This window comes from Salinivibrio sp. VYel1 (assembly GCF_009377945.1).
In the GTDB taxonomy this organism is placed as follows: domain Bacteria; phylum Pseudomonadota; class Gammaproteobacteria; order Enterobacterales; family Vibrionaceae; genus Salinivibrio; species Salinivibrio siamensis.
In genome coordinates this window covers 125,534-144,349 of record NZ_RSAM01000011.1, presented here as the reverse complement: position 1 = coordinate 144,349, position 18,816 = coordinate 125,534, and the positions used below count along the sequence as shown (strand labels likewise).

Genomic DNA, 18,816 nt, shown 5'->3' with positions numbered 1-18,816 from the left:
CCGACCTTCGGGTTATGAGCCCGACGAGCTACCAAACTGCTCCATCCCGCGTCCGTAACATCAATTGTTGCTTGATGTGGGCAAAACTTGGAGCGACATACGAGGTTCGAACTCGTGACCTCGACCTTGGCAAGGTCGCGCTCTACCAGCTGAGCTAATGTCGCCTTATGCAATTAAGCGTTGCATGACGCTGTGTAAAATTGGTTGCGGGAGGCGGATTTGAACCACCGACCTTCGGGTTATGAGCCCGACGAGCTACCAAACTGCTCCATCCCGCGTCCGTAACATCAATTGTTGCTTGATGTGGGCAAAACTTGGAGCGACATACGAGGTTCGAACTCGTGACCTCGACCTTGGCAAGGTCGCGCTCTACCAGCTGAGCTAATGTCGCCTTATGCAATTAAGCGTTGCATGACCCTGTGTAAATTGGTTGCGGGAGGCGGATTTAACGCGCCGTGCAACGGCACCGACCGAAGGTCGTATTGACTTATGATCAATCGTTAAGTGCTTCTTCAGCAACCTAAAATTGGTTGCGGGAGGCGGATTTGAACCACCGACCTTCGGGTTATGAGCCCGACGAGCTACCAAACTGCTCCATCCCGCGTCCGAATTTTACTGCACTAAGAGAAACATGGAGGCGCGTCCCGGAGTCGAACCGAGGTCCACGGATTTGCAATCCGCTGCATAGCCACTCTGCCAACGCGCCTTAACGCTGCTGCCTCTTGAGTACGGGGAGGCATTCTACGGATTAACGTGATCGAGTCAACACTTATTATTTAAAAAAAGTGTCACCTGCCTGTTTTGCAAACGAAAACATCAAAATCCACCCAGTTTGCGGATCTTTTCAGCATGGTTTGCCTTTTTATTCTTCACTCCCTGTTTCATCTTCATTTTATCTCTTATTAACAATTTTGTGACAAGTTTTATGTCCGCAATGTGTCTGTCTTAATTTTTAAACAACATGTCTTTTTCCTCTACAGTGAATGGGTTGCAAGGAGTAATGCGACACTATTCAAATCAAGGAGGAAACATGAAATACAAAATGACAATGCTCGCGCTCGTGCTGGCCACCAACTTTGCTCACGCGGGTCAAGGCGACGATAAAGTCTGGATTTCCATTGGCGCTGATGCGCAACAAACGGCACGTCACGCTGGCGCCAGACCGATGTTGTCACACGCTGTTGCAAGCAATGGCAAAGCATGGGTAGGTGAAGTCAGTGAATCGCAACTGGCCGCGCTGTCTCATGAGATGCATGAAAATCACCACCGCTGTGGTGGCTACATCGTGCACACCTCAGCACAAAGTGCCATGGCAGCCAGCAATATGCCGGTGTCCCGCGCAAGCTTTACACCACCAGCTATCAAGCAGCAGGCGCTCGTGACACCTTGGCTGGACCAAATTCAATCAAGTTTAATCGTGAATACCATCGATCGCCTGACCGACTTTCCCAACCGCTTCTACACCACGACATCGGGCGCACAAGCATCCGATTGGATAAAAGCACGCTGGCAATCACTCGCTCAGGGATTAAACGGTGTGACAATCTCTCAAGTGTCGCACAGTGGTTATAACCAAGCGTCGGTGATGATGACTATCGAAGGCGCAGAAAGCCCTGATGAGTGGGTTGTGATTGGTGGGCATCTCGATTCCACCATTGGTGCACGCACAGACGAGCAAAGTATCGCTCCTGGCGCCGATGACGATGCCTCCGGGATTGCGTCAGTGACAGAGATCATCCGTGTTTTATCGCAGAATGACTTTCAACCCAAACGCAGTATCGCCTTTGTCGCTTATGCCGCCGAAGAAGTTGGACTCCGTGGCTCGCAAGCTATTGCTAACCAATTTAAACAACAAGGCAAAGATGTACGTGGCGTGTTGCAGCTTGATATGACCAACTACCAAGGCTCAGCAGAAGATATTATCTTTATTACCGATTATACCGATAGCGGGCTCACCCAGTATCTCACTCAATTACTCGATACCTATTTGCCTACACTTAGCTATGGCTTTGATACATGCGGATATGCGTGCTCCGACCACGCGTCTTGGCATCAAGCAGGCTATCCTGCAGCCATGCCGTTCGAAGCAAAATTCAATGACTACAATCCCAATATTCATACCCCTCGCGACACACTCGCCAACAGTGATAGCGAAGGACGTCATGCAACCAAATTCACTAAGCTAGGCCTTGCTTATACGGTAGAGCTAGCCAACGCAGACTCGCAGCCTAATCCGGGTAATCAACTCAAACTTGGGCAGCCTATCAACAACATATCAGGGGATCGTGACAGCGAGCGCACCTATCGCTACCAGTTAGAGACCACCAGTGATGTTGTCATCCGCACCTACGGCGGTACAGGCGATGTGGACCTTTATGTCAAACAAGGTGGTCAAGTTAGCGCTGATAACTGGGATTGTCGCCCCTATCAAGGCGGAAATAACGAAATCTGCCGGTTTGATGGCGCATCGCCAGGTGAGTTTTCAGTCTTGCTTCGGGGCTATAGGGATTACCAAGACGTCAGCTTGATTGTTGAATAACCACAATCGCTCAAATAGGTAACGGCGAGCGACCCATCGGCTCGCCTTCTTATCAACTTTTTGAGCCACCGTGATTGAAAGGCGTCCGCGTGGCGCCCTATTTGTCAGAGGGGGTAAGGAAGCGAAATGTTAAGTTGATTCGCTCGCTCGTCGGCTTTTGTGTTTTCGGCAAACTGTGCTGCCAATGAGTTTGGGTTGTACCTCTCATCACCAACAAGGATCCGTGATTCAATAAAACCTCTCGCTTTTCTTGCCGCTTAGGATGACGAAAGAGAAAACGGCGGCTCGCGCCCAAGCTGACAGAGGCAATCGTAGGTTGCTCTCCCAGCTCGGACTCATCATCTCGGTGCCATCCCATGTAATCGCTGCCGCTACGATAACGATTTAACAGGACAGTGTTAAAGGGGGTCTGGCACTGCGCCTCTACCCAGCCTTTGAGTTGGCGCAAAGGGTGAGTCCAAGGCAGCGGCTGAAGCGTTAGCCCACTGTAGGTATAAGGATGATCACCATACCATGCCAATAGACGTGGCTGCATCACGGTGCGGCCAAACAACGAAATCGGCAATTGTTGCCACGGCGTTTGTGCAAGTAAGGTTGAAAACAATGTGTCAGCACAGCCCACTGACAACCACTTCGGCCACCAGTCTACCTGAGCATCAGGCATATCAGTGATCGGGTGGCTATCAAATGCCGCATCAGAAAAGAAACTTTGCTGCTCGGGAGGGCGAGCCATATAACACTGCCTTGTTCAATACTGTTAGACAGTGAGTATGGCTGCCGTTAGCGGATTGGATCAACTCGCTGACCGCTCATACCATTCAGTCGATACCAACCTGCAATACTAAAACGCTGCCTTTTGGCTGGAAGCACTTCATGAGGGAAAGCTTCGGATAAAAACGTCACCAATCGTCCCGCTTTCGGCCATAGGGTTTGCCGATGGCTACCGTCAGGGTTGTAAATGACGATTTCGCCCCCGTCTTGTTCAGACCAGTCTTCATTGAGATACAACACGGTGGTCACCTTACGGTTTGACCGTCCTTCGAAGGCATCATAATGCTTGGCATAAAAGTCGCCGGGGTTGTACTTGGCAAAATGCGCTTCATATTCAAACAGCCCCAAAAAAAGGTGACGATTGAATGCCTGCTGAAGATCGGCCATTTTTGCTAATAATGCATCCACGGCAGGCTGGCTCCCTCGTTCTAGCCAGTGAATTTTATCCCGGCGAATTTGCGTATTGGTGTGCTGTTTTTGTTCGCGCCCAATGGTGGCTTGCGACCATTGGGCCGGTAGGCATGTGTGCAAGTCATGCACCTCTTGCGCTGACAAAAATCCGTCACACACACTGAGTCCATGCGTCGCAATATCATCGATGATAGCCAGGTTGCTCAAACACTTGTCTCCGCCTAGGAATAGAGACGCTACCTTACTGCGTTTAACGGGCAGGACAACATGTGTTATTTATCGTAACCATAAGCAAACCTAATCGATAACGTTATTTCCTTTCAAGATATCAACGGAGTAAATCCTCGAGTTTTGCTTTCCAAATCGCAAGCGCGAGCGCTGGGCTACGTAGCATTTTTGGCGTGGGGATCCAGCCATGCTTTAGACGAGCAAACACATCAAAGCGACTGGCTTGGCCATCGATGGCCTCTGCAACCACTCGCCCCGCAATATTGGTTAATCCAACGCCATGCCCCGTATAACCATGTGCGGTATATATATCATTGCCAAGATGCGCAATGTGCGGCATGTAACTGCGGGTCACGGCAAACATCCCGCCCCAATGATAGTCCATTTTTACCTGGGCCAGTTGAGGGAAAACCTTAGTCATCCGCCGGTGGAGACGCTGGGTCGAATCCTTATATTCTCGATTAAAGGGATGATTGACACCACCAAACAACAAGCGCCCCTCTGCCGTCGGGCGGAAATAATCTAAACAGTTGTTGAGATCCGACATCGCCATGCGATTAGTAATTGGCATGCGCTCCCCGAGCGGTTCGGTAACCGCAATAAACGAGGCAACGGGAAGAACCTTGGCTTGCGCTTGGCGGTGTAACCCCTCTAGATAGGCGTTACAAGCAAGTAAAACTCGAGGTGTATTCACTCGACCTTGAGGCGTGATCACCGCATGAAGTTGCCCCTTAACCAAACGTGTAGCAGGGGTGTGCTCATAAATTTTCACACCCATTTGCGCCGCGGCACGAGCGAGGCCTAGCGTGTAGTTTAACGTGTGAATGTGCGCACTATTGGGATCGTATAATCCGCCTAGATAGCGGTCAGTATTTGCAACATCTGCCACTTGCGCTTTATCCCACCACTGGGCATCAGGATACTGATAACGTCCTTGCTTTAATGCATGCCAGCTTTGCAGCTCCTTTTGCTGCGCGGAATTTAAGGCAAGCTCGATATAGCCGGGTTGAAAGTCACAGTCAATCTGGTGATGCTGGATACGCTCACGCACAATATCAACGGCTTCAACCGACAAGTCCCATAACTGTTTGCCCCAAGCTTGCCCATAGGTTTCGTCAACTTCTCTCAGCCCAAGGCAATATCCCACGAGGCATTGGCCACCATTCCGGCCAGACCCTCCCCACGCCACCGTTCGCGCATCTATAACGGTGACACTGTAGCCACGCTGTCGCAATTCAATGGCGGCATTCAGGCCCGTTAAACCTGCTCCAATGATACACACATCTGCCTCTTGTGTGCCTGCCAAAGCAGGAAATGACAGCGTTTGGTTTTGGCTGGCGACGTAGTAATTTGTCGCCGCGTTGAAGTTATTATCAGGTCGAACCGTTTTGACCATGCTCTCAATGGTTACTCTTAGTATTAAAAAGAAAAGGTAGTAAAAAAAGACAAGCACTATGGCTTAGCGCCAACACACTCTCAAAGGCCGCAAATACTGGCACCGTCCTCCCTTTCTGGCAAGCCCTTATTCTCATCACTTTACCCGACCATTTGGGGGAGATGGCGACGGTTATGCTAACGTTAGCAAGGTATTGCACTTTATCCAGGTTGGTAAAAAACTCGTTGACACTAAGGTCAAGTACAATATGATGCGCTCGACGTGTACTCGGCCAGTAAGCCATTGAAGGATCATGACAATGAAAAAAATTTCTCACGGAATCACCGCCACGACACTTGCGCTTTCAGCAATCTTTGCAAGCGGCGTTCATGCAGACGATAAGGTACTCAACCTCTACAACTGGGCAGAATACATGCCAATGGACGTGATTGAAGCGTTCGAAGAGGAGTATCAAGTCGACGTGAATTACTCCACCTTTGAGAGTAATGAAGCCATGTATGCCAAGCTTAAACTCCTAAATAGCGAAGGCTACGATCTGGCGTTTGCCTCAACCTATTTCATTGAGCGAATGGTCAATGAAGAGATGCTCGCCAAAATTGATAAGAGCCAAATTAGCCATTTTAATCAATTGCGCCCAGGCCTACTGGGTCAACCTTTTGACAAAAACAATGACTATTCGCTGCCGTATGTGTTTGGTGTGACTGGCATTAGCTACAACAGTGATTACGTCGATGGCAGTAAAGTGGCCAAGTGGGCTGACTTATGGCGTGACGACTTCAACGGCCAAGTCATGCTATTGAATGATGTGCGTGATGTGTTTGGCATGGCGTTGAAAGCGCAAGGTCATAGCATTAACAGCACCGAAGAGGCTGAAATTAAACAAGCCTATGAATACCTACGTGAGTTACGCGATAACGTGGTCGTGTACAACTCTGATGCGCCGCATGTGCCGTTTGTCACCGGTGAAGTGAGCATTGGCCAACAATGGAACGGCAATGCTTACATGGCGCAACAAGAAATCGAAGGCATTGAGTTCGTCTACCCACAGGAAGGGGCGATCTTATGGATGGATAATTTTATCATCCCAAAAAACGCAGAACACAAGACCTTGGCACACCAGTTTATCGATTTTATGTATCGTCCTGAGAATCAGGCGAAATTGGTGGAAGAATTTGGCTATCCAGCCCCGAACACCAACGCGGCTGAGTACTTAGAGGCCGAGCTAAAAGAGAACAGCACCATCTTCCCATCCGATGAAGCAGTTAATAAAGGTGAATTCACCAATGATGTCGGTGAAGCGGTGAAAATCTATCAAAAGTACTGGCAGATGTTGAAAAGCTAATCGCGCGCATCTGTGATAACAATCTGTACCAAGGCCTCATCGGAGGCCTTTTTTGTTTTCCAAGTCAATAACCCACATTTGTCACTATTTTTAGTCAATGGGTTTTTGCTATGCTCAGACGTAAACGCGCATCACCCACTTAAATAACTGACGACAAGGACGTTACCCCATGATTGACTTTCGCTCTGACACCGTGACCCAGCCCGATGCTGCCATGCGAGACGCCATGGCTAACGCCCCTGTGGGCGATGATGTGTATGGCGACGACCCGAGCATTAACGCGCTGGAAACATGGGCGGCTGAACGACATGGTTTTGAAGCCGCACTCTTTACCGCCTCGGGTACCCAAGCCAATTTATTGGCCCTGATGGCGCATTGCGAGCGCGGTGATGAGTATTTGTGTGGTCAGCAAGCGCACAATTACAAATACGAAGCAGGCGGTGCTGCTGTGTTGGGCTCGATTCAGCCACAACCCATTGAGAATGAGTCAGATGGGACCTTGTCTTTCGATAAAATCGCCACAGCTATCAAGCCCGATGACTTTCATTTTGCCCGTACTAAGCTGCTCAGCTTGGAAAACACCATAGGTGGCAAAGTGTTACCTTTGTCTTATTTAGCCAAGGCGCGAACATTTTGCGACCAACATCAACTGCAGCTACATCTTGATGGCGCCAGGGTTTACAACGCGGCTGTCGCACTGGAGGTGGACATCAAGGCGATCAGTTGTCACTTTGACTCGATGACGATTTGTCTATCCAAAGGGTTAGGCGCTCCTGTCGGCTCACTGCTACTCGGCTCGAAAGCCCTGATTCACAAAGCCCGTCGTCTTCGTAAAATGTTAGGTGGCGGCATGCGTCAAGCGGGCATATTGGCCGTTGCCGGCTATAAAGCACTCACCGAAAACGTGGAACGCTTGACAGAGGATCACGCTAATGCGCATTACCTTGCCAGTGAGTTGGAAAAACTGAACGGCTTTTCCACCAGCGACTATCCTGTGCAAACCAACATTGTTTATGTCGATGTGGCCGAAACAATCAATCGTACACGCCTGCAAATGCGACTGATGGAAAAGGAGATCCGCGTCTCTCTGTCCGGCAATCCTGCCCGTTTGGTGACACATAAAGACATCTGCCGCGCAGATATCGATACCCTGATCGCCGCGATAAAGGGATCTCACTAAGCCGTTCCAACGCACAATCGTACCGGGCCCAACGGCCCGATTTGTACATAAAACCACCAGGCAAAGCAAAATTGTGATCCCATCCCAGCTTTCTCCACCAAGGTCACTAAAACAATCACTTACAGCCGCTACACTGAAAGTCATCACCGACAAAATGCCAATATGGGAAGCGCTATGGCTATCACTCCGCTAACAAGCGATCGTTTATACCGTGAGTCCAGTTTAAAGCACAGTGACATCACTTCAACCAAACACCTTGCGCCACTCGACGAGATTGTGGGTCAAGATCGTGCCCGTCACGCGGTTGAGTTCGCCATGTCCATCAAAGAGAAAGGCTATAACATCTATGCCATTGGCCAAAATGGACTTGGAAAACGCACCATGATGATGCGCTACCTCAACCAACACTGGCAAAGTGAGTCACCGGTTTATGACTGGTGTTACGTCGCTAATTTTCATGAAGCGCGCTCCCCAGAAGTATTGAAGCTGCCTGCGGGTAAAGGCAGTGAACTCAAAAAGCATATTGAGCAACTGATGGGCAAACTGGCCAACGCCCTGCCCATGGCATTTGACAACGAAATGTATTACCAGCGTGCTGAAACACTGAAAAACCAGCTTACTGAGCGCCAACAAAGCGTCCTTCAGGGATTAAGTGAAACAGCAGAAAAAAACAATGTGAGTTTGACCATCACCCCTCAAGGTGATTACCAATTTGTAGCACTAAACGGCGAGGAGCCTCATACCGAGGAGACCTTTGACGCCCTCTCACACGACGAGCAGATGGCCTTTGGCAAAGTCATCGATAAACTAGAGACGGAACTGCGCGGTATTGTTCGCCAACTTGGCGAATGGGAGTCTGAGTACGCGGAAAAACAAAAAGCCTTGGATGAGGATATCGCCCAAGAAGTCATCGCCACGCAAATGGCGCCGCTTAAGAAAAACTTTGCTGACTTGCCTGACATTTTAACCTTTTTAGACGCCATGCAAGCTGACATGCTTGAGCACCTCGATATTTTCCTTGAAGACAGTGAGGAGCAAGCCGCACTCGCGTATGCGGCGCTGGATAAAAAACTCCCTCGCCGCTACCAAGTCAATGTGTTAGTCAGTCAGAATGACGCACAAGCGCCGATCGTGGTTGAGGATAGCCCTAGTTATCACAACCTGTTCGGTTATGTTGAGAATGCCACGTTTAAAGGCACGGTGTTTACCGACTTTTCATTGATTCGTTCAGGGAGCCTTCACCGCGCCAATGGCGGCGTGTTGCTGATGGATGCGATTAAAGTCCTTGAGAAGCCTTATGTGTGGGATGGCATCAAGCGGGCCCTCAGTAGCCGCCAGTTAAGTGTTAGCGCCTTAGAGCGAGAAGTGACCCTAAGCGGGACTGTGTCTCTCGATCCGGCGCCGATTCCTCTGGATGTTAAGATCATTTTGTTTGGCGACTATCAAACCTATCAGCTACTCCAACGTTACGATGCGGAGTTTATTGAGCTGTTTCGGGTCACCGCCGACTTTGAAGATGACATGCCGCGCACTGAGAGCACCGAGCAACAATACGCCAAGTTCATTTCAAGCATTATTCATGACAGTCATCTTCTTCACTGCAGTCGCAGTGCCATTGCGCGTATTATTGAGCACAGTGCTCGCCAAGCTGACGATCAAAATCGTTTATCACTACACTCCGCTGATATTGCCAACCTATTGCGTGAATCTAATTATTGGGCCCACCACGCCAAAGCAAACAGTATTGGTGCCCTGCATGTAGAAAAAGCCCTCGCCAGCCGCAATATGCGCGTCAGTCGATTGCGTGACAGCATGATGCAGAATGTGGAAAACGGCGTCACACTTATCAACACGCATGGCACGGCACTTGGTCAAATCAATGGCCTTTCGGTGCTGAGTACATCGGATTACAGCTTTGGCTTACCCAACCGTATCACCGCGACCACGGCGTTTGGGGAAGGAGAAGTGCTGGATATCGAGCGAAGTGTGAAACTCGGCGGCCGTATTCACTCCAAAGGTGTGATGATCTTGTCAGCATACCTGGCAAGTTTATTGGGTAAAACGGACACCATTCCACTTAAAACCCATCTTACGTTTGAGCAATCCTATGGCGGGGTCGATGGCGACAGCGCCTCAATGGCGGAGTTTTGCGCGATTTTCTCCGCCATTACCGAGGCGCCCCTTCGTCAAGATATTGCCATTACGGGCTCGATGAACCAGTTTGGTGAGGCGCAGCCTATTGGCGGGGTCAATGAAAAAATCGAAGGCTTTTTTGATGTGTGTACGCTCAAAGGTCCGAATAGCACTCAAGGGGTGATCATCCCAGAAGCCAATATTCAAAACCTGATGTTACGTAAAGACGTGGTGTTGGCGGTCGAAAAAGGTGAGTTTCACGTCTACGCCGTCTCGCATGTCAGTGACGCACTTGCTTTATTGGCGGATCAGGCTGCCGGTTTTGGCCCTGACCATACGGAAACATCAGGGCTGTTAGAGGTCGCCATCGACAAGCTGAACCGTCAGCGTCAAGCACAAAAAGAGCCATCGCCTCCTCATTCGCATTAGTTACTCACTCACTCCCTGGCGACTAACCTGCCAGGGAGTGAAATAATTTCTTACACATTTAACCGCCCTTTTTTAATTTTTATCGACCACTTTCCCCTTTTTTGTCTCTTTTCGCGTCATCGTCCTTTTTTCAGGACACGGTGCTCATTAAAAATTGCTTGATCCGACGCAAAAAACAACGTGAAATTTACGCGTAATATCCAATGCAAACCATTCTTATTTGAGTCTCGCATTATGAAACTGTCCACACTTGGTCGCGGCCAATCCGCGCGTATTACCAGTGTCCATCATGTGCCCGCGTCTGTTCGTCATCGTCTCGCGGTCATGGGCGTGATTCCAGGCACAGGCGTTGAGCTTGTCAGGCGCGCGCCATTGGGTGATCCACTTCAGATCCGCCTCGACAGTGAACAACTGATCGTGCGTCGTGACGTCGCCAAACTGATTGACGTGGAGGTACTCTGATGAGCTCACGCCGCATTGTACTCGCAGGCAACCCAAACTGCGGGAAAACCACCTTATTTAATGCGCTCACCGGCTCACAGCAGAAAGTCGGAAATTGGGCTGGCGTTACTGTCGACAAAAAAGTCGGTACGCTCTCTCTGGCGCATAACGACTGTCACATCACAGATTTACCCGGCTTTTATGCGCTAAACGCAGGCTTTGACGCCAGTATTGATGAGCAAATTGCCACTTACGCCATCGATAGCGGTGTAAATGATTTTATTATTAATGTCTTAGATGCCAATTGCCTAGAGCGCGGACTCTACCTCACCCTTCAACTGCGTGAACGCGGTGTCCCTATGGTGGTGGTGATTAACAAAATGGATTTGCTTGATCGTAATGGTCAACAACTCGACACCGCTAAATTACAAACGATGCTGGGCTGTCCTGTACTCACGGTCACCGCGTGCCAACAGGCGACGGTGGACACTCTGCGTCACCAGCTCGCCCACCTGACCACCCATTTACCCGTATGTGAGGCAATGTACCTGAACTACGGTGCGCCATTAGAAAACTGGATTCAAAACCAGCTTGGCGCCGGTTTTCTTCATTCCGCCGCGGCACAAGTGAATCAACGTGCGCACTTGCTCGAATGCTTAGAGCGGGGACGCTTGCCTGATGGTAGTACCGATGCTGACCAGCAGCAGTTTACGATGGCAAACCAAGCCCTTTCAGACTTAGACACTGACATCGTCATTGCTGATACACGCTACAGTGCGATTCGTGACATGGTTCACCAGGCTCGCCGCGAGCTTCGTCATCTCAGTCGCAATAATACCGAGAAGCTAGACAAGATCATTCTCAACCCCTTCTTATCACTGCCCATTTTGCTCGCCGTCCTCTATGCGATGTTTGTGTTTGCCATCAACATTGGCGGCGCCTTTATCGACTTTTTCGATATTGCCGCCGGCGCGATACTGGTAGATGGCACCCACCAGCTTCTTGACGGCGTACTGCCAGCGGCGATTGTCACTATTCTCGCCGATGGCCTCGGAGGAGGCATTCAAACCGTTGCGACCTTTATTCCTGTTATTGCAGGCTTGTACCTATTTCTAACGGTATTAGAAAGCACAGGCTACATGGCACGTGCCGCCTTTTTATTAGACGGTTTAATGCAAAAAATGGGGTTGCCGGGCAAAGCCTTTGTTCCCTTAATCCTCGGCTTTGGGTGCACCGTCCCCGCTGTGATGGCAACGCGCACATTAGAACAGATTCACGAGCGCAAAACCGCGGCCGCGATGGCAACGTTTATGTCCTGTGGCGCTCGCCTGCCTGTATACGCCCTCTTCGCCGCGGCGTTTTTCCCGCAAAACGGACAAAACCTTGTTTTCGGCCTCTACTTGCTTGGCATTGTCGCTGCGATAATCACCGGCCTGATACTGCGTCACACCCTTTATCCAGGGCATAGTGAAAGCCTACTGATGACACTCCCTGACTACGAGCTGCCGCGCGTACGCCATGTGATGAACAACACGTGGCAAAAACTGCGTCGGTTTGTCCTTGGTGCAGGTAAAACCATTGTTATCGTGGTGACGATTCTGACCTTCTTCAACTCGTTAGGCACCGATGGATCGTTCGGACACGAAGACAGCGAGTCCTCCGTCCTTTCGAAAACCGCACAAGTGATCACGCCGGCCCTATCACCTATCGGGATTGAAGAGGATAATTGGCCTGCTACCGTCGGGTTGGTGACCGGGCTATTTGCCAAAGAGGCCGTCGTCGGCACCTTGAATAACCTTTATGCGCCAAGCGAAGAAGCCGAAGAAGAGACCACACTCGGAGAAGCGCTGGTCGAAGCGGTCCAGAGCATTCCTGAAAACTTATTTGGCATTGATTATACCGATCCATTGGCTATCGATGTCGGTGAGATTGAAAACACCGAGGCCGCCGCACAAGCGCAAGAAGTCAGTATGACAACGTTTGATAATCTGCATCGTCAATTCACTAGCACCGCCAGCGTGATGGCCTATCTCATTGTTATCCTACTATACACCCCATGTGTTGCCGCTCTGGGCGCCTACACACGCGAGTTTGGTCGGCGATTTGCCCTGTTTGTGGCGAGCTGGTCAATGCTGCTCGCGGTAAGCGGTGCCACGTTATGCTACCAATTCAGTCAGTTGAGTGTCGCCACCACGCCAGCCACACTCTACATCACTGGCCTTTGTGCCTTACTGATTGTCGTGGTGGCACTCATGCGCTACGTCGGCAAACATCCCCATTGGTTTAAGGAGACCTATTATGATCCTGCAAAAGCTCAAAGCCAGTGTCAGTCAGGCGGGTGTCATTAGTCGCACAGACCTCGCCAACCAGTATGGGATAAGCCCAGACGGTATTGAAGCGATGATGGCGACCTGGGTCAAACGCGGGGTGATTATTCGACAATCGGGGCGTAAGGATCCGCAAGATATCCACTACCGTTTGGCACACCAGAATGAAATACAATGCTTTAGCATGATTTAGCCCTCCTAACCGCGTGATGATCACAAGGCAGCCTTAGCGTTGCCTTGTTGATCAACAGACTCCGTGACTCACCTTATCCATTCGACGATCACACATCGCATTTATCGCCTTGCGCCCTTACACACGTCTCTGAACTAAAATCAAAGGAGTCGATGTAGAGGGAGAAGCCATGAGCCGCTATCAAACACAATCCAGTGAGGCACAATACCAACCGGGCTCTAACGAACGCGTCCTCAAAAACCACATGGGGGTGACTGATCCCACCAAAATGGAAGACATTGAAGCTGTCTTACTTGCGAAGCTTTACGAACGTGTGTTCACCGGCGGCCATTTCCCACGCCAATTAAGGGTTAGCACCCTCGCCAGCTGGCATCGACAATGGCTGGGCAATGTTTACCCATGGGCCGGTCAGGTGAGGAATGTTGAGCTGAGTAAAGGTGGGTTTCGTTTTACTTCCCCCAAGCAGATAGGGGCCTGTTTGCAGCATTTTGAAAGCGTCTTTCTCAACCAGTACGCGGGGATATCGGTAATGCCGCGCGCGACGCTCATTCGTTACCTTGCACAAAGTCACGTTGAGTTCATTCTTATTCACCCATTTCGAGAAGGAAATGGACGAATATCGCGTTTACTCATTGATGTGCTGTGCCAACAGGCGGGCTTAGGATTGTTGGACTATCGACTTTGGGAAGAAAACAAAGACTTTTACATTGCGGCAATTCAAGCTGGTGTCGGGCATGACTACCAGCACATGGAGCGGCTGATTAACGACATTTTACCCCTCACATTTTCATCTCTCTCAATCAGCGAGCGCTAAGTTTTGATATTTCTGCCTGCTCGCTTTAAGCCTTGCCTCCACTTCTTCGGTTGATGCTTGCGTCTCAATCGCGGTCGAGCTTGCTACCGCACGCGTTATCATCGCCGTCGTCACCTTTTTTGTTTTTTTCTGCATCAATCGCCTTTTCACAGTCACTCTGGTCATCATTGATTAAATTTTAGTCAAAAAATAGCGTTAATTCAACGCAGATACCTGTCTGTTTTCTTCAAAATTGTGAAGCACAACGTACGCACTGAACAAGGAAAAGACATACAAAAACAGCGACCCTTAAGGTCGCCGTCTTGCTTATTAATGGTGCCCCGGGCCGGACTTGAACCGGCACAGCGCGAACGCCGAGGGATTTTAAATCCCTTGTGTCTACCAATTCCACCACCAGGGCACACAATCTTTTCAGTCGCTTACGCCACTGTTTTATGTTTGGAGCGACATACGAGGTTCGAACTCGTGACCTCGACCTTGGCAAGGTCGCGCTCTACCAGCTGAGCTAATGTCGCTTATTTATTCAAACGTTAAGTAACGCTTGGAAAACTGGTTGCGGGAGGCGGCTTTAACGCTGAATGCAATTCGCGCCGTGCAACGGCACCGACCGAAGGTCGTATTGACTTATCATCAATTGTAAAGCGCTTCTATAGCAACCTAAAATTGGTTGCGGGAGGCGGATTTGAACCACCGACCTTCGGGTTATGAGCCCGACGAGCTACCAAACTGCTCCATCCCGCGTCCGTATTATTTTAGCCAGAGTTCATGGAGGCGCGTCCCGGAGTCGAACCGAGGTCCACGGATTTGCAATCCGCTGCATAGCCACTCTGCCAACGCGCCCTCGCGCTTCACCTCTCGGCTAAGTGGTTTGAATTCTACATAAGTTTTTCCGCCTGTCACGCAAAAATTATCATTTTAGCGTCTAACCGACGATTATTTATCCAAACATAACATTTCACTACTCTATCGACTCTTTTTCGGCCGAAAAAGGCCTAAAAAGTGGTGGTGTCTACGCGAGGTTTGAAAATTGGTGTGCCTATACCTCGGCGAGCAGCCGTTCACGTTCATCTTTTTCAATCAATTCCCAATGACGTCCCTGCTGTGCCCCAGCGAGCTTCCACAGTAGATTGATATCGATATCTTTACCGTGTGTCATTTGCACCCGACGAAACATTTCTTGCGGCGCCATGCTGTAGAACGTCGACACGTCTCTCACGCCCGACTTTTTTAGCATTCTTTCAATCGTTAATCGTAAGTTGGGTAAATCCCGAAGCCGAAGACTGGATGCCGATGCTTTCCATGCTTTGTCTTTGATCGCACGCTGTAAGGACTGTTCAACCATCGTGGGCAAATCGGGATCATGGCCTAAGTAGAGTGCGGTCACATCATAATAGTTAACTGCCGCAGAGGTACTTTTCTTTACATGAACAAATTTATCACAACCTTTGGCAATCAACTTGTCCGTTAGCACGCCTCCTCCTCGTAAATAAACATGCTTTCCGGTTAGCAACACAAACATCGCCTCTTGGCAGAAAAAGCCAATGCCACCAAACATAGAACGTTGCTCCATCTCCCCATAACTATCCAGAAAATGCATTAATTGGGCTTTAAATTGCTTCGCCATCCAATTATCTCCTTCAGTGAATGCGCTTTAATACAAGCCGGAAAACCGACCCACCAATTGACTGATAAGCTAGTCATTGTGCATGGTTATTTTCACAAAGAGATTGCATTAAATAGCGACCAAATACTATGCATCTGATCACTTATCGCTATATAGAGGTTTGGTCGAATGAGGCCCTTGTCGCATTTACTGCAGACACCTTTTCGTTGTTAAATAAAGTCTTCGATGCATCTATGCTTAACGCAGGGCGATGAGTGCGCTAAATTAATAGTGGTAAGCTAATAGTCAGGGAGCCGACATGTCGAGACACCCGCTGTTAATAGAAGCAAGTCATTTATTGCCTGGGGGATTGCACAGCTATGTGCTGTCTGAGTCATGTTACTTACAAATGCTCCAACAGGCAGGCGAACCACCTCGCCTTTTGGTGGCGATGAAAAATGAGGATGAAGGTCAGCAGCGCCCGCACGCCATTTCTCCTATCGTTACGCTTTGCGAGATTGCAGACTTCAATCGTCATGGTGCGCATGAAATCGCGTTGACGTTACAAGGGATTGAAAGTGTCAAAGTGAATGCGATTGACGCGGGTGAAGGTGACGTCAATATGGCGCGTTATACACCGTTGCCAAAATGGCAACGCCATGCTGTTCCCAAGCATTACCTCTATCTGAGTGAGAAGCTGCAGCAGTATTATCGATCAAATCCGACACGCCACGAACACTTCCAGTTAACACAGTACGATGAAATTGGCTGGGTTTGCCTGCGCTGGTTGGAGTTACTCCCCATCGAAGTGAAACAAAAACAGCTTCTACTCTCCCAGCCTACGGCCTTATTGGTGGCCGAGTTTATTGATAAACTATTGCGGTATCCACTTATTGACGACGACTAAGCGACAGATGAGTGACTGTGTAAATTATCATCAAAGACGCCAGCAGGCTCACTGATTCAGAGAAAGGCGGTTCTCTTTTATTCTTCGCCGCATTACTATGCAGTCTGCTGACAATTACTATCAGGACTTATGGATCATCTTTCATTTTTTTGGGTCTCACCGGATCGTGATAAGTACTTACGCTCCCTTGAAACCGAGTTTTACAAGCGTGCCGTCGAAACCATCCGTGTCAATCGCCTGTCCCTACCTCCTTTACCGGATGCTGTTCTGTCAATACAACGCGCTAGCAAGCGGTCGGATACTACCATGCGGGATATTGCCAACCTCTTGTTGGACGATCCAAGCTTATGTGGGGCCGTGCTTAAAGCTGCAAACTCCGCTTTATTTGCTCCCCGCGCCACAGGTCAATGCAAAGATGTTCAAACCGCCGTCTCTCGGCTTGGCGTTGATCGCGTTTTAGGGATCATCACAGCCGCCGCCGTCTATCAGCTCAAGAGTGATGCCACGTTTTCCAAGGCCTGCAACGCGCTATTGAAAAAAAGTGCGCAAAAATCTCGTGAACTCGCCGCTGCGATGGCACTGGTGACGCAAAAAGTCAGAAACTACTGTGATGAACCGCTTTCAGTGGAGCCCGAAAAAGCACTGATTGTGGGGTTGCTTGCTGATATTGGCTTATACAGCGTGATTGGCGAGTTTCAGCGCTTTGTGAATCAGGGACACTATCTAAAATTTGACATTGCAGAGCGCGTCTTCTTCTCACTGGCGGGCGACTGCAGCCGTCTTGTGCTCAAGCAGTGGCAGTTTGACCGTGACTTTATAGAAGTCGCCATTAACAATAAGCTCTACACTAAGCCGCGCCCCGATATCACCTATTTAGATATCGCGAGAATGGCAAATCACTTGTTAATGTTTCGCAATCAAGATGACTCAATAGAGGATCATGAAGTGGAAATCACTGCGCCTGGCGCAGAAGCTTTATATGAGCTATCCAACCTCGATGAAAAAGAGTTCTCTCGTCAGCTAAACCAAGTCATGGACGCAAGCAGTATCTGACCCAAGCCAGGGTGGTCTTCCCTTTAACCACCCTTGTCTGATTTTATTGACCAACCTATTAACCGGTTGATAACCTCAAGCTCTACTTTCTTAACACCGAGCAAAATCAGATGTTTTCAGGGATGCTACTCATCTTCTCGCCGCTTATTATCGGCTATCTAATCCCCATTAAGCAGGCGCGCTACCTCAACGCCGTCAATACCCTGACGATGCGGCTAGTGATGGTCATTTTAGTGTTGATGGGCTTAAGCCTCGCAGGCTTAGATAACCTCGGGCAACATATTTCCACCATTTTGTATTTCGCTGCCACGTTCTTCATTTGTATCGGCGCGGCCAACCTGCTTGCCCTGCCTGTTCTCGATAAGCTCTTCCCAACCGAGACCCATGGCCACCAACATAAACTGACCCTCAGCGCCATGATGTCAGAGTCCGGTAAGCTGATTGCGGCTGTGGCCGTTGGCTTAGTCGTAGGGCTATTAATCAATCAAGATCTTTCTTGGGTCGATACGGCCAGCGAGGGTATTTTATTACTTTTGCTCTTATTGATTGGCATTCAGCTCCGCAACAGTGGCATGACGCTGAAGCAAATCATTCTCAATAAAAGTGGGCTGATGATTGCGACTCTCGTTGTCGCGACCTCCTTGCCCGGTGGCTTGCTGGCGGCATGGTGGTTAGATATTCCTTATCATCACGGGTTAGCGATGGCATCCGGCTTCGGTTGGTACTCGTTGGCAGGGATCTTAATGGGCGACGGACTGGGGCCTGTCTACGGCGGTGCATCATTTATTCTCGAGCTCGCGCGCGAGCTTGTGGCGATTATGATTATTCCAGTGTTAATCCGGCGCTATCCGCTCACCGCAATTGGATATGGTGGTGCCACCGCGATGGATTTCACCTTGCCGATCATTCAAAGCACAGGCGGGATTCGCTGTGTACCGATTGCGATTGTCAGTGGGTTCATACTCAGCTTGTTGGTGCCCGTTTTGATGTTGTTTTTTCTCTCACTCGGTGCCCGTTGAACAAAAAAAGGGGTAGCAAGATGCTACCCC

Annotated in this window: 16 protein-coding genes and 9 tRNA genes; 11 read left to right on the top strand and 14 right to left on the bottom strand. The window is 49.6% G+C overall.

Going from position 1 to position 18,816, the window contains the following annotated elements; genetic code table 11:
- Positions 1-88: 88 nt before the first annotated feature.
- The 5 genes from EHW58_RS11925 to EHW58_RS11905 form a co-directional block, all read right to left on the bottom strand.
- A tRNA-Gly gene (locus EHW58_RS11925) sits at positions 89-164 on the bottom strand.
- 37 nt (positions 165-201) lie between these two features.
- Positions 202-278, bottom strand: a tRNA-Met gene (locus EHW58_RS11920).
- Positions 279-315: 37 nt separating this feature from the next.
- Positions 316-391 (bottom strand) — tRNA-Gly (locus EHW58_RS11915).
- 136 nt (positions 392-527) lie between these two features.
- Positions 528-604, bottom strand: a tRNA-Met gene (locus tag EHW58_RS11910).
- Between the two features lie 28 nt (positions 605-632).
- A tRNA-Cys gene (locus tag EHW58_RS11905) sits at positions 633-706 on the bottom strand.
- Positions 707-1,030: 324 nt separating this feature from the next.
- On the opposite strand from EHW58_RS11905, the gene EHW58_RS11900 reads away from it, so the two are divergent.
- Positions 1,031-2,539 (top strand): M20/M25/M40 family metallo-hydrolase, encoded by a 1,509-nt coding sequence (locus EHW58_RS11900; RefSeq protein ID WP_152796651.1) that lies wholly within the window; start codon positions 1,031-1,033, stop codon positions 2,537-2,539.
- Positions 2,540-2,636: 97 nt separating this feature from the next.
- Here the strand turns inward: EHW58_RS11900 and EHW58_RS11895 are convergent, their stop codons facing one another.
- The 3 genes from EHW58_RS11895 to EHW58_RS11885 all read right to left on the bottom strand — a co-directional run bounded on the left by EHW58_RS11895 (position 2,637) and on the right by EHW58_RS11885 (position 5,345).
- Positions 2,637-3,272: an alpha-ketoglutarate-dependent dioxygenase AlkB gene (locus tag EHW58_RS11895; protein ID WP_369795710.1), complete on the bottom strand. Its 636-nt coding sequence runs from the start codon at positions 3,270-3,272 to the stop codon at positions 2,637-2,639.
- Between the two features lie 47 nt (positions 3,273-3,319).
- On the bottom strand, positions 3,320-3,928 hold the full coding sequence (locus EHW58_RS11890) for a 2OG-Fe(II) oxygenase (RefSeq protein WP_152796649.1): 609 nt from the start codon (positions 3,926-3,928) through the stop codon (positions 3,320-3,322).
- A gap of 121 nt (positions 3,929-4,049) precedes the next feature.
- Positions 4,050-5,345, bottom strand: coding sequence for an FAD-binding oxidoreductase (locus EHW58_RS11885; RefSeq protein WP_152796647.1), 1,296 nt, complete (start codon positions 5,343-5,345; stop codon positions 4,050-4,052).
- A gap of 298 nt (positions 5,346-5,643) precedes the next feature.
- Here EHW58_RS11885 and EHW58_RS11880 point away from each other — a divergent pair, with 298 nt between their 5' ends.
- The 7 genes from EHW58_RS11880 (at position 5,644) to EHW58_RS11850 (ending at position 14,204) form a co-directional block, all read left to right on the top strand.
- Positions 5,644-6,687: a PotD/PotF family extracellular solute-binding protein gene (locus EHW58_RS11880; RefSeq protein ID WP_046075456.1), complete on the top strand. Its 1,044-nt coding sequence runs from the start codon at positions 5,644-5,646 to the stop codon at positions 6,685-6,687.
- A gap of 169 nt (positions 6,688-6,856) precedes the next feature.
- Positions 6,857-7,867: a low-specificity L-threonine aldolase gene (ltaE, locus tag EHW58_RS11875; protein ID WP_152796645.1), complete on the top strand. Its 1,011-nt coding sequence runs from the start codon at positions 6,857-6,859 to the stop codon at positions 7,865-7,867.
- A 174-nt stretch (positions 7,868-8,041) separates the two neighbouring features.
- A complete protein-coding gene (locus EHW58_RS11870; protein ID WP_152796643.1) occupies positions 8,042-10,429 on the top strand; it encodes a Lon protease family protein in 2,388 nt (795 codons plus the stop codon).
- Between the two features lie 234 nt (positions 10,430-10,663).
- Positions 10,664-10,891 carry a FeoA family protein gene (locus EHW58_RS11865; RefSeq protein WP_077772107.1) on the top strand — a complete coding sequence of 76 codons (228 nt, stop codon included), beginning with the start codon at positions 10,664-10,666 and terminating at the stop codon, positions 10,889-10,891.
- Positions 10,891-13,218 (top strand): ferrous iron transport protein B, encoded by a 2,328-nt coding sequence (gene feoB / locus EHW58_RS11860; protein ID WP_152796641.1) that lies wholly within the window; start codon positions 10,891-10,893, stop codon positions 13,216-13,218. The genes EHW58_RS11865 and feoB overlap by 1 nt, the downstream gene beginning before the upstream one ends.
- Positions 13,169-13,390, top strand: coding sequence for a FeoC-like transcriptional regulator (locus EHW58_RS11855; protein WP_152796639.1), 222 nt, complete (start codon positions 13,169-13,171; stop codon positions 13,388-13,390). Before feoB ends, EHW58_RS11855 begins: the two co-directional genes overlap by 50 nt.
- A gap of 169 nt (positions 13,391-13,559) precedes the next feature.
- Entirely contained in the window at positions 13,560-14,204 is a 645-nt protein-coding gene (locus tag EHW58_RS11850) for a Fic family protein (protein ID WP_152796637.1), read from the top strand.
- On the opposite strand, the gene EHW58_RS15705 is transcribed toward EHW58_RS11850, so the two are convergent.
- The 6 genes from EHW58_RS15705 to EHW58_RS11825 all read right to left on the bottom strand — a co-directional run bounded on the left by EHW58_RS15705 (position 14,187) and on the right by EHW58_RS11825 (position 15,828).
- Positions 14,187-14,339: a hypothetical protein gene (locus EHW58_RS15705; protein WP_172969963.1), complete on the bottom strand. Its 153-nt coding sequence runs from the start codon at positions 14,337-14,339 to the stop codon at positions 14,187-14,189. The two genes, EHW58_RS11850 and EHW58_RS15705, sit on opposite strands and share 18 nt — an antisense overlap.
- Before the next feature lie 178 nt (positions 14,340-14,517).
- A tRNA-Leu gene (locus EHW58_RS11845) sits at positions 14,518-14,604 on the bottom strand.
- Between the two features lie 39 nt (positions 14,605-14,643).
- Positions 14,644-14,719: transfer RNA gene (locus tag EHW58_RS11840), tRNA-Gly, on the bottom strand.
- A gap of 149 nt (positions 14,720-14,868) precedes the next feature.
- Positions 14,869-14,945: transfer RNA gene (locus EHW58_RS11835), tRNA-Met, on the bottom strand.
- Between the two features lie 25 nt (positions 14,946-14,970).
- Positions 14,971-15,044, bottom strand: a tRNA-Cys gene (locus EHW58_RS11830).
- Positions 15,045-15,240: 196 nt separating this feature from the next.
- On the bottom strand, positions 15,241-15,828 hold the full coding sequence (locus EHW58_RS11825; protein ID WP_077639019.1) for a TfoX/Sxy family DNA transformation protein: 588 nt from the start codon (positions 15,826-15,828) through the stop codon (positions 15,241-15,243).
- A gap of 298 nt (positions 15,829-16,126) precedes the next feature.
- Here EHW58_RS11825 and EHW58_RS11820 point away from each other — a divergent pair, with 298 nt between their 5' ends.
- The 3 genes from EHW58_RS11820 to EHW58_RS11810 all read left to right on the top strand — a co-directional run bounded on the left by EHW58_RS11820 (position 16,127) and on the right by EHW58_RS11810 (position 18,786).
- Entirely contained in the window at positions 16,127-16,714 is a 588-nt protein-coding gene (locus EHW58_RS11820) for an LON peptidase substrate-binding domain-containing protein (protein WP_152796635.1), read from the top strand.
- A 129-nt stretch (positions 16,715-16,843) separates the two neighbouring features.
- Positions 16,844-17,767 (top strand): HDOD domain-containing protein, encoded by a 924-nt coding sequence (locus tag EHW58_RS11815; protein WP_152796633.1) that lies wholly within the window; start codon positions 16,844-16,846, stop codon positions 17,765-17,767.
- A 110-nt stretch (positions 17,768-17,877) separates the two neighbouring features.
- Entirely contained in the window at positions 17,878-18,786 is a 909-nt protein-coding gene (locus tag EHW58_RS11810; RefSeq protein WP_152796631.1) for a lysine exporter LysO family protein, read from the top strand.
- Positions 18,787-18,816 lie beyond the last annotated feature (30 nt).

Bases quoted from the DNA above. Each gene is read 5' to 3' on its own strand.
- EHW58_RS11870 (WP_152796643.1), top strand. From the start codon at position 8,042: ATGGCTATCACTCCGCTAACAAGCGATCGTTTATACCGTGAGTCCAGT.
- EHW58_RS11865 (WP_077772107.1), top strand. From the start codon at position 10,664: ATGAAACTGTCCACACTTGGTCGCGGCCAATCCGCGCGTATTACCAGT.
- EHW58_RS11855 (WP_152796639.1), top strand. From the start codon at position 13,169: ATGATCCTGCAAAAGCTCAAAGCCAGTGTCAGTCAGGCGGGTGTCATT.
- EHW58_RS11880 (WP_046075456.1), top strand. From the start codon at position 5,644: ATGAAAAAAATTTCTCACGGAATCACCGCCACGACACTTGCGCTTTCA.
- EHW58_RS11820 (WP_152796635.1), top strand. From the start codon at position 16,127: ATGTCGAGACACCCGCTGTTAATAGAAGCAAGTCATTTATTGCCTGGG.
- EHW58_RS15705 (WP_172969963.1), bottom strand. From the start codon at position 14,339: ATGCAGAAAAAAACAAAAAAGGTGACGACGGCGATGATAACGCGTGCG.
- EHW58_RS11885 (WP_152796647.1), bottom strand. From the start codon at position 5,345: ATGGTCAAAACGGTTCGACCTGATAATAACTTCAACGCGGCGACAAAT.
- EHW58_RS11900 (WP_152796651.1), top strand. From the start codon at position 1,031: ATGAAATACAAAATGACAATGCTCGCGCTCGTGCTGGCCACCAACTTT.
- EHW58_RS11895 (WP_369795710.1), bottom strand. From the start codon at position 3,272: ATGGCTCGCCCTCCCGAGCAGCAAAGTTTCTTTTCTGATGCGGCATTT.
- feoB (WP_152796641.1), top strand. From the start codon at position 10,891: ATGAGCTCACGCCGCATTGTACTCGCAGGCAACCCAAACTGCGGGAAA.
- EHW58_RS11850 (WP_152796637.1), top strand. From the start codon at position 13,560: ATGAGCCGCTATCAAACACAATCCAGTGAGGCACAATACCAACCGGGC.
- EHW58_RS11815 (WP_152796633.1), top strand. From the start codon at position 16,844: ATGGATCATCTTTCATTTTTTTGGGTCTCACCGGATCGTGATAAGTAC.
- ltaE (WP_152796645.1), top strand. From the start codon at position 6,857: ATGATTGACTTTCGCTCTGACACCGTGACCCAGCCCGATGCTGCCATG.
- EHW58_RS11810 (WP_152796631.1), top strand. From the start codon at position 17,878: ATGTTTTCAGGGATGCTACTCATCTTCTCGCCGCTTATTATCGGCTAT.
- EHW58_RS11825 (WP_077639019.1), bottom strand. From the start codon at position 15,828: ATGGCGAAGCAATTTAAAGCCCAATTAATGCATTTTCTGGATAGTTAT.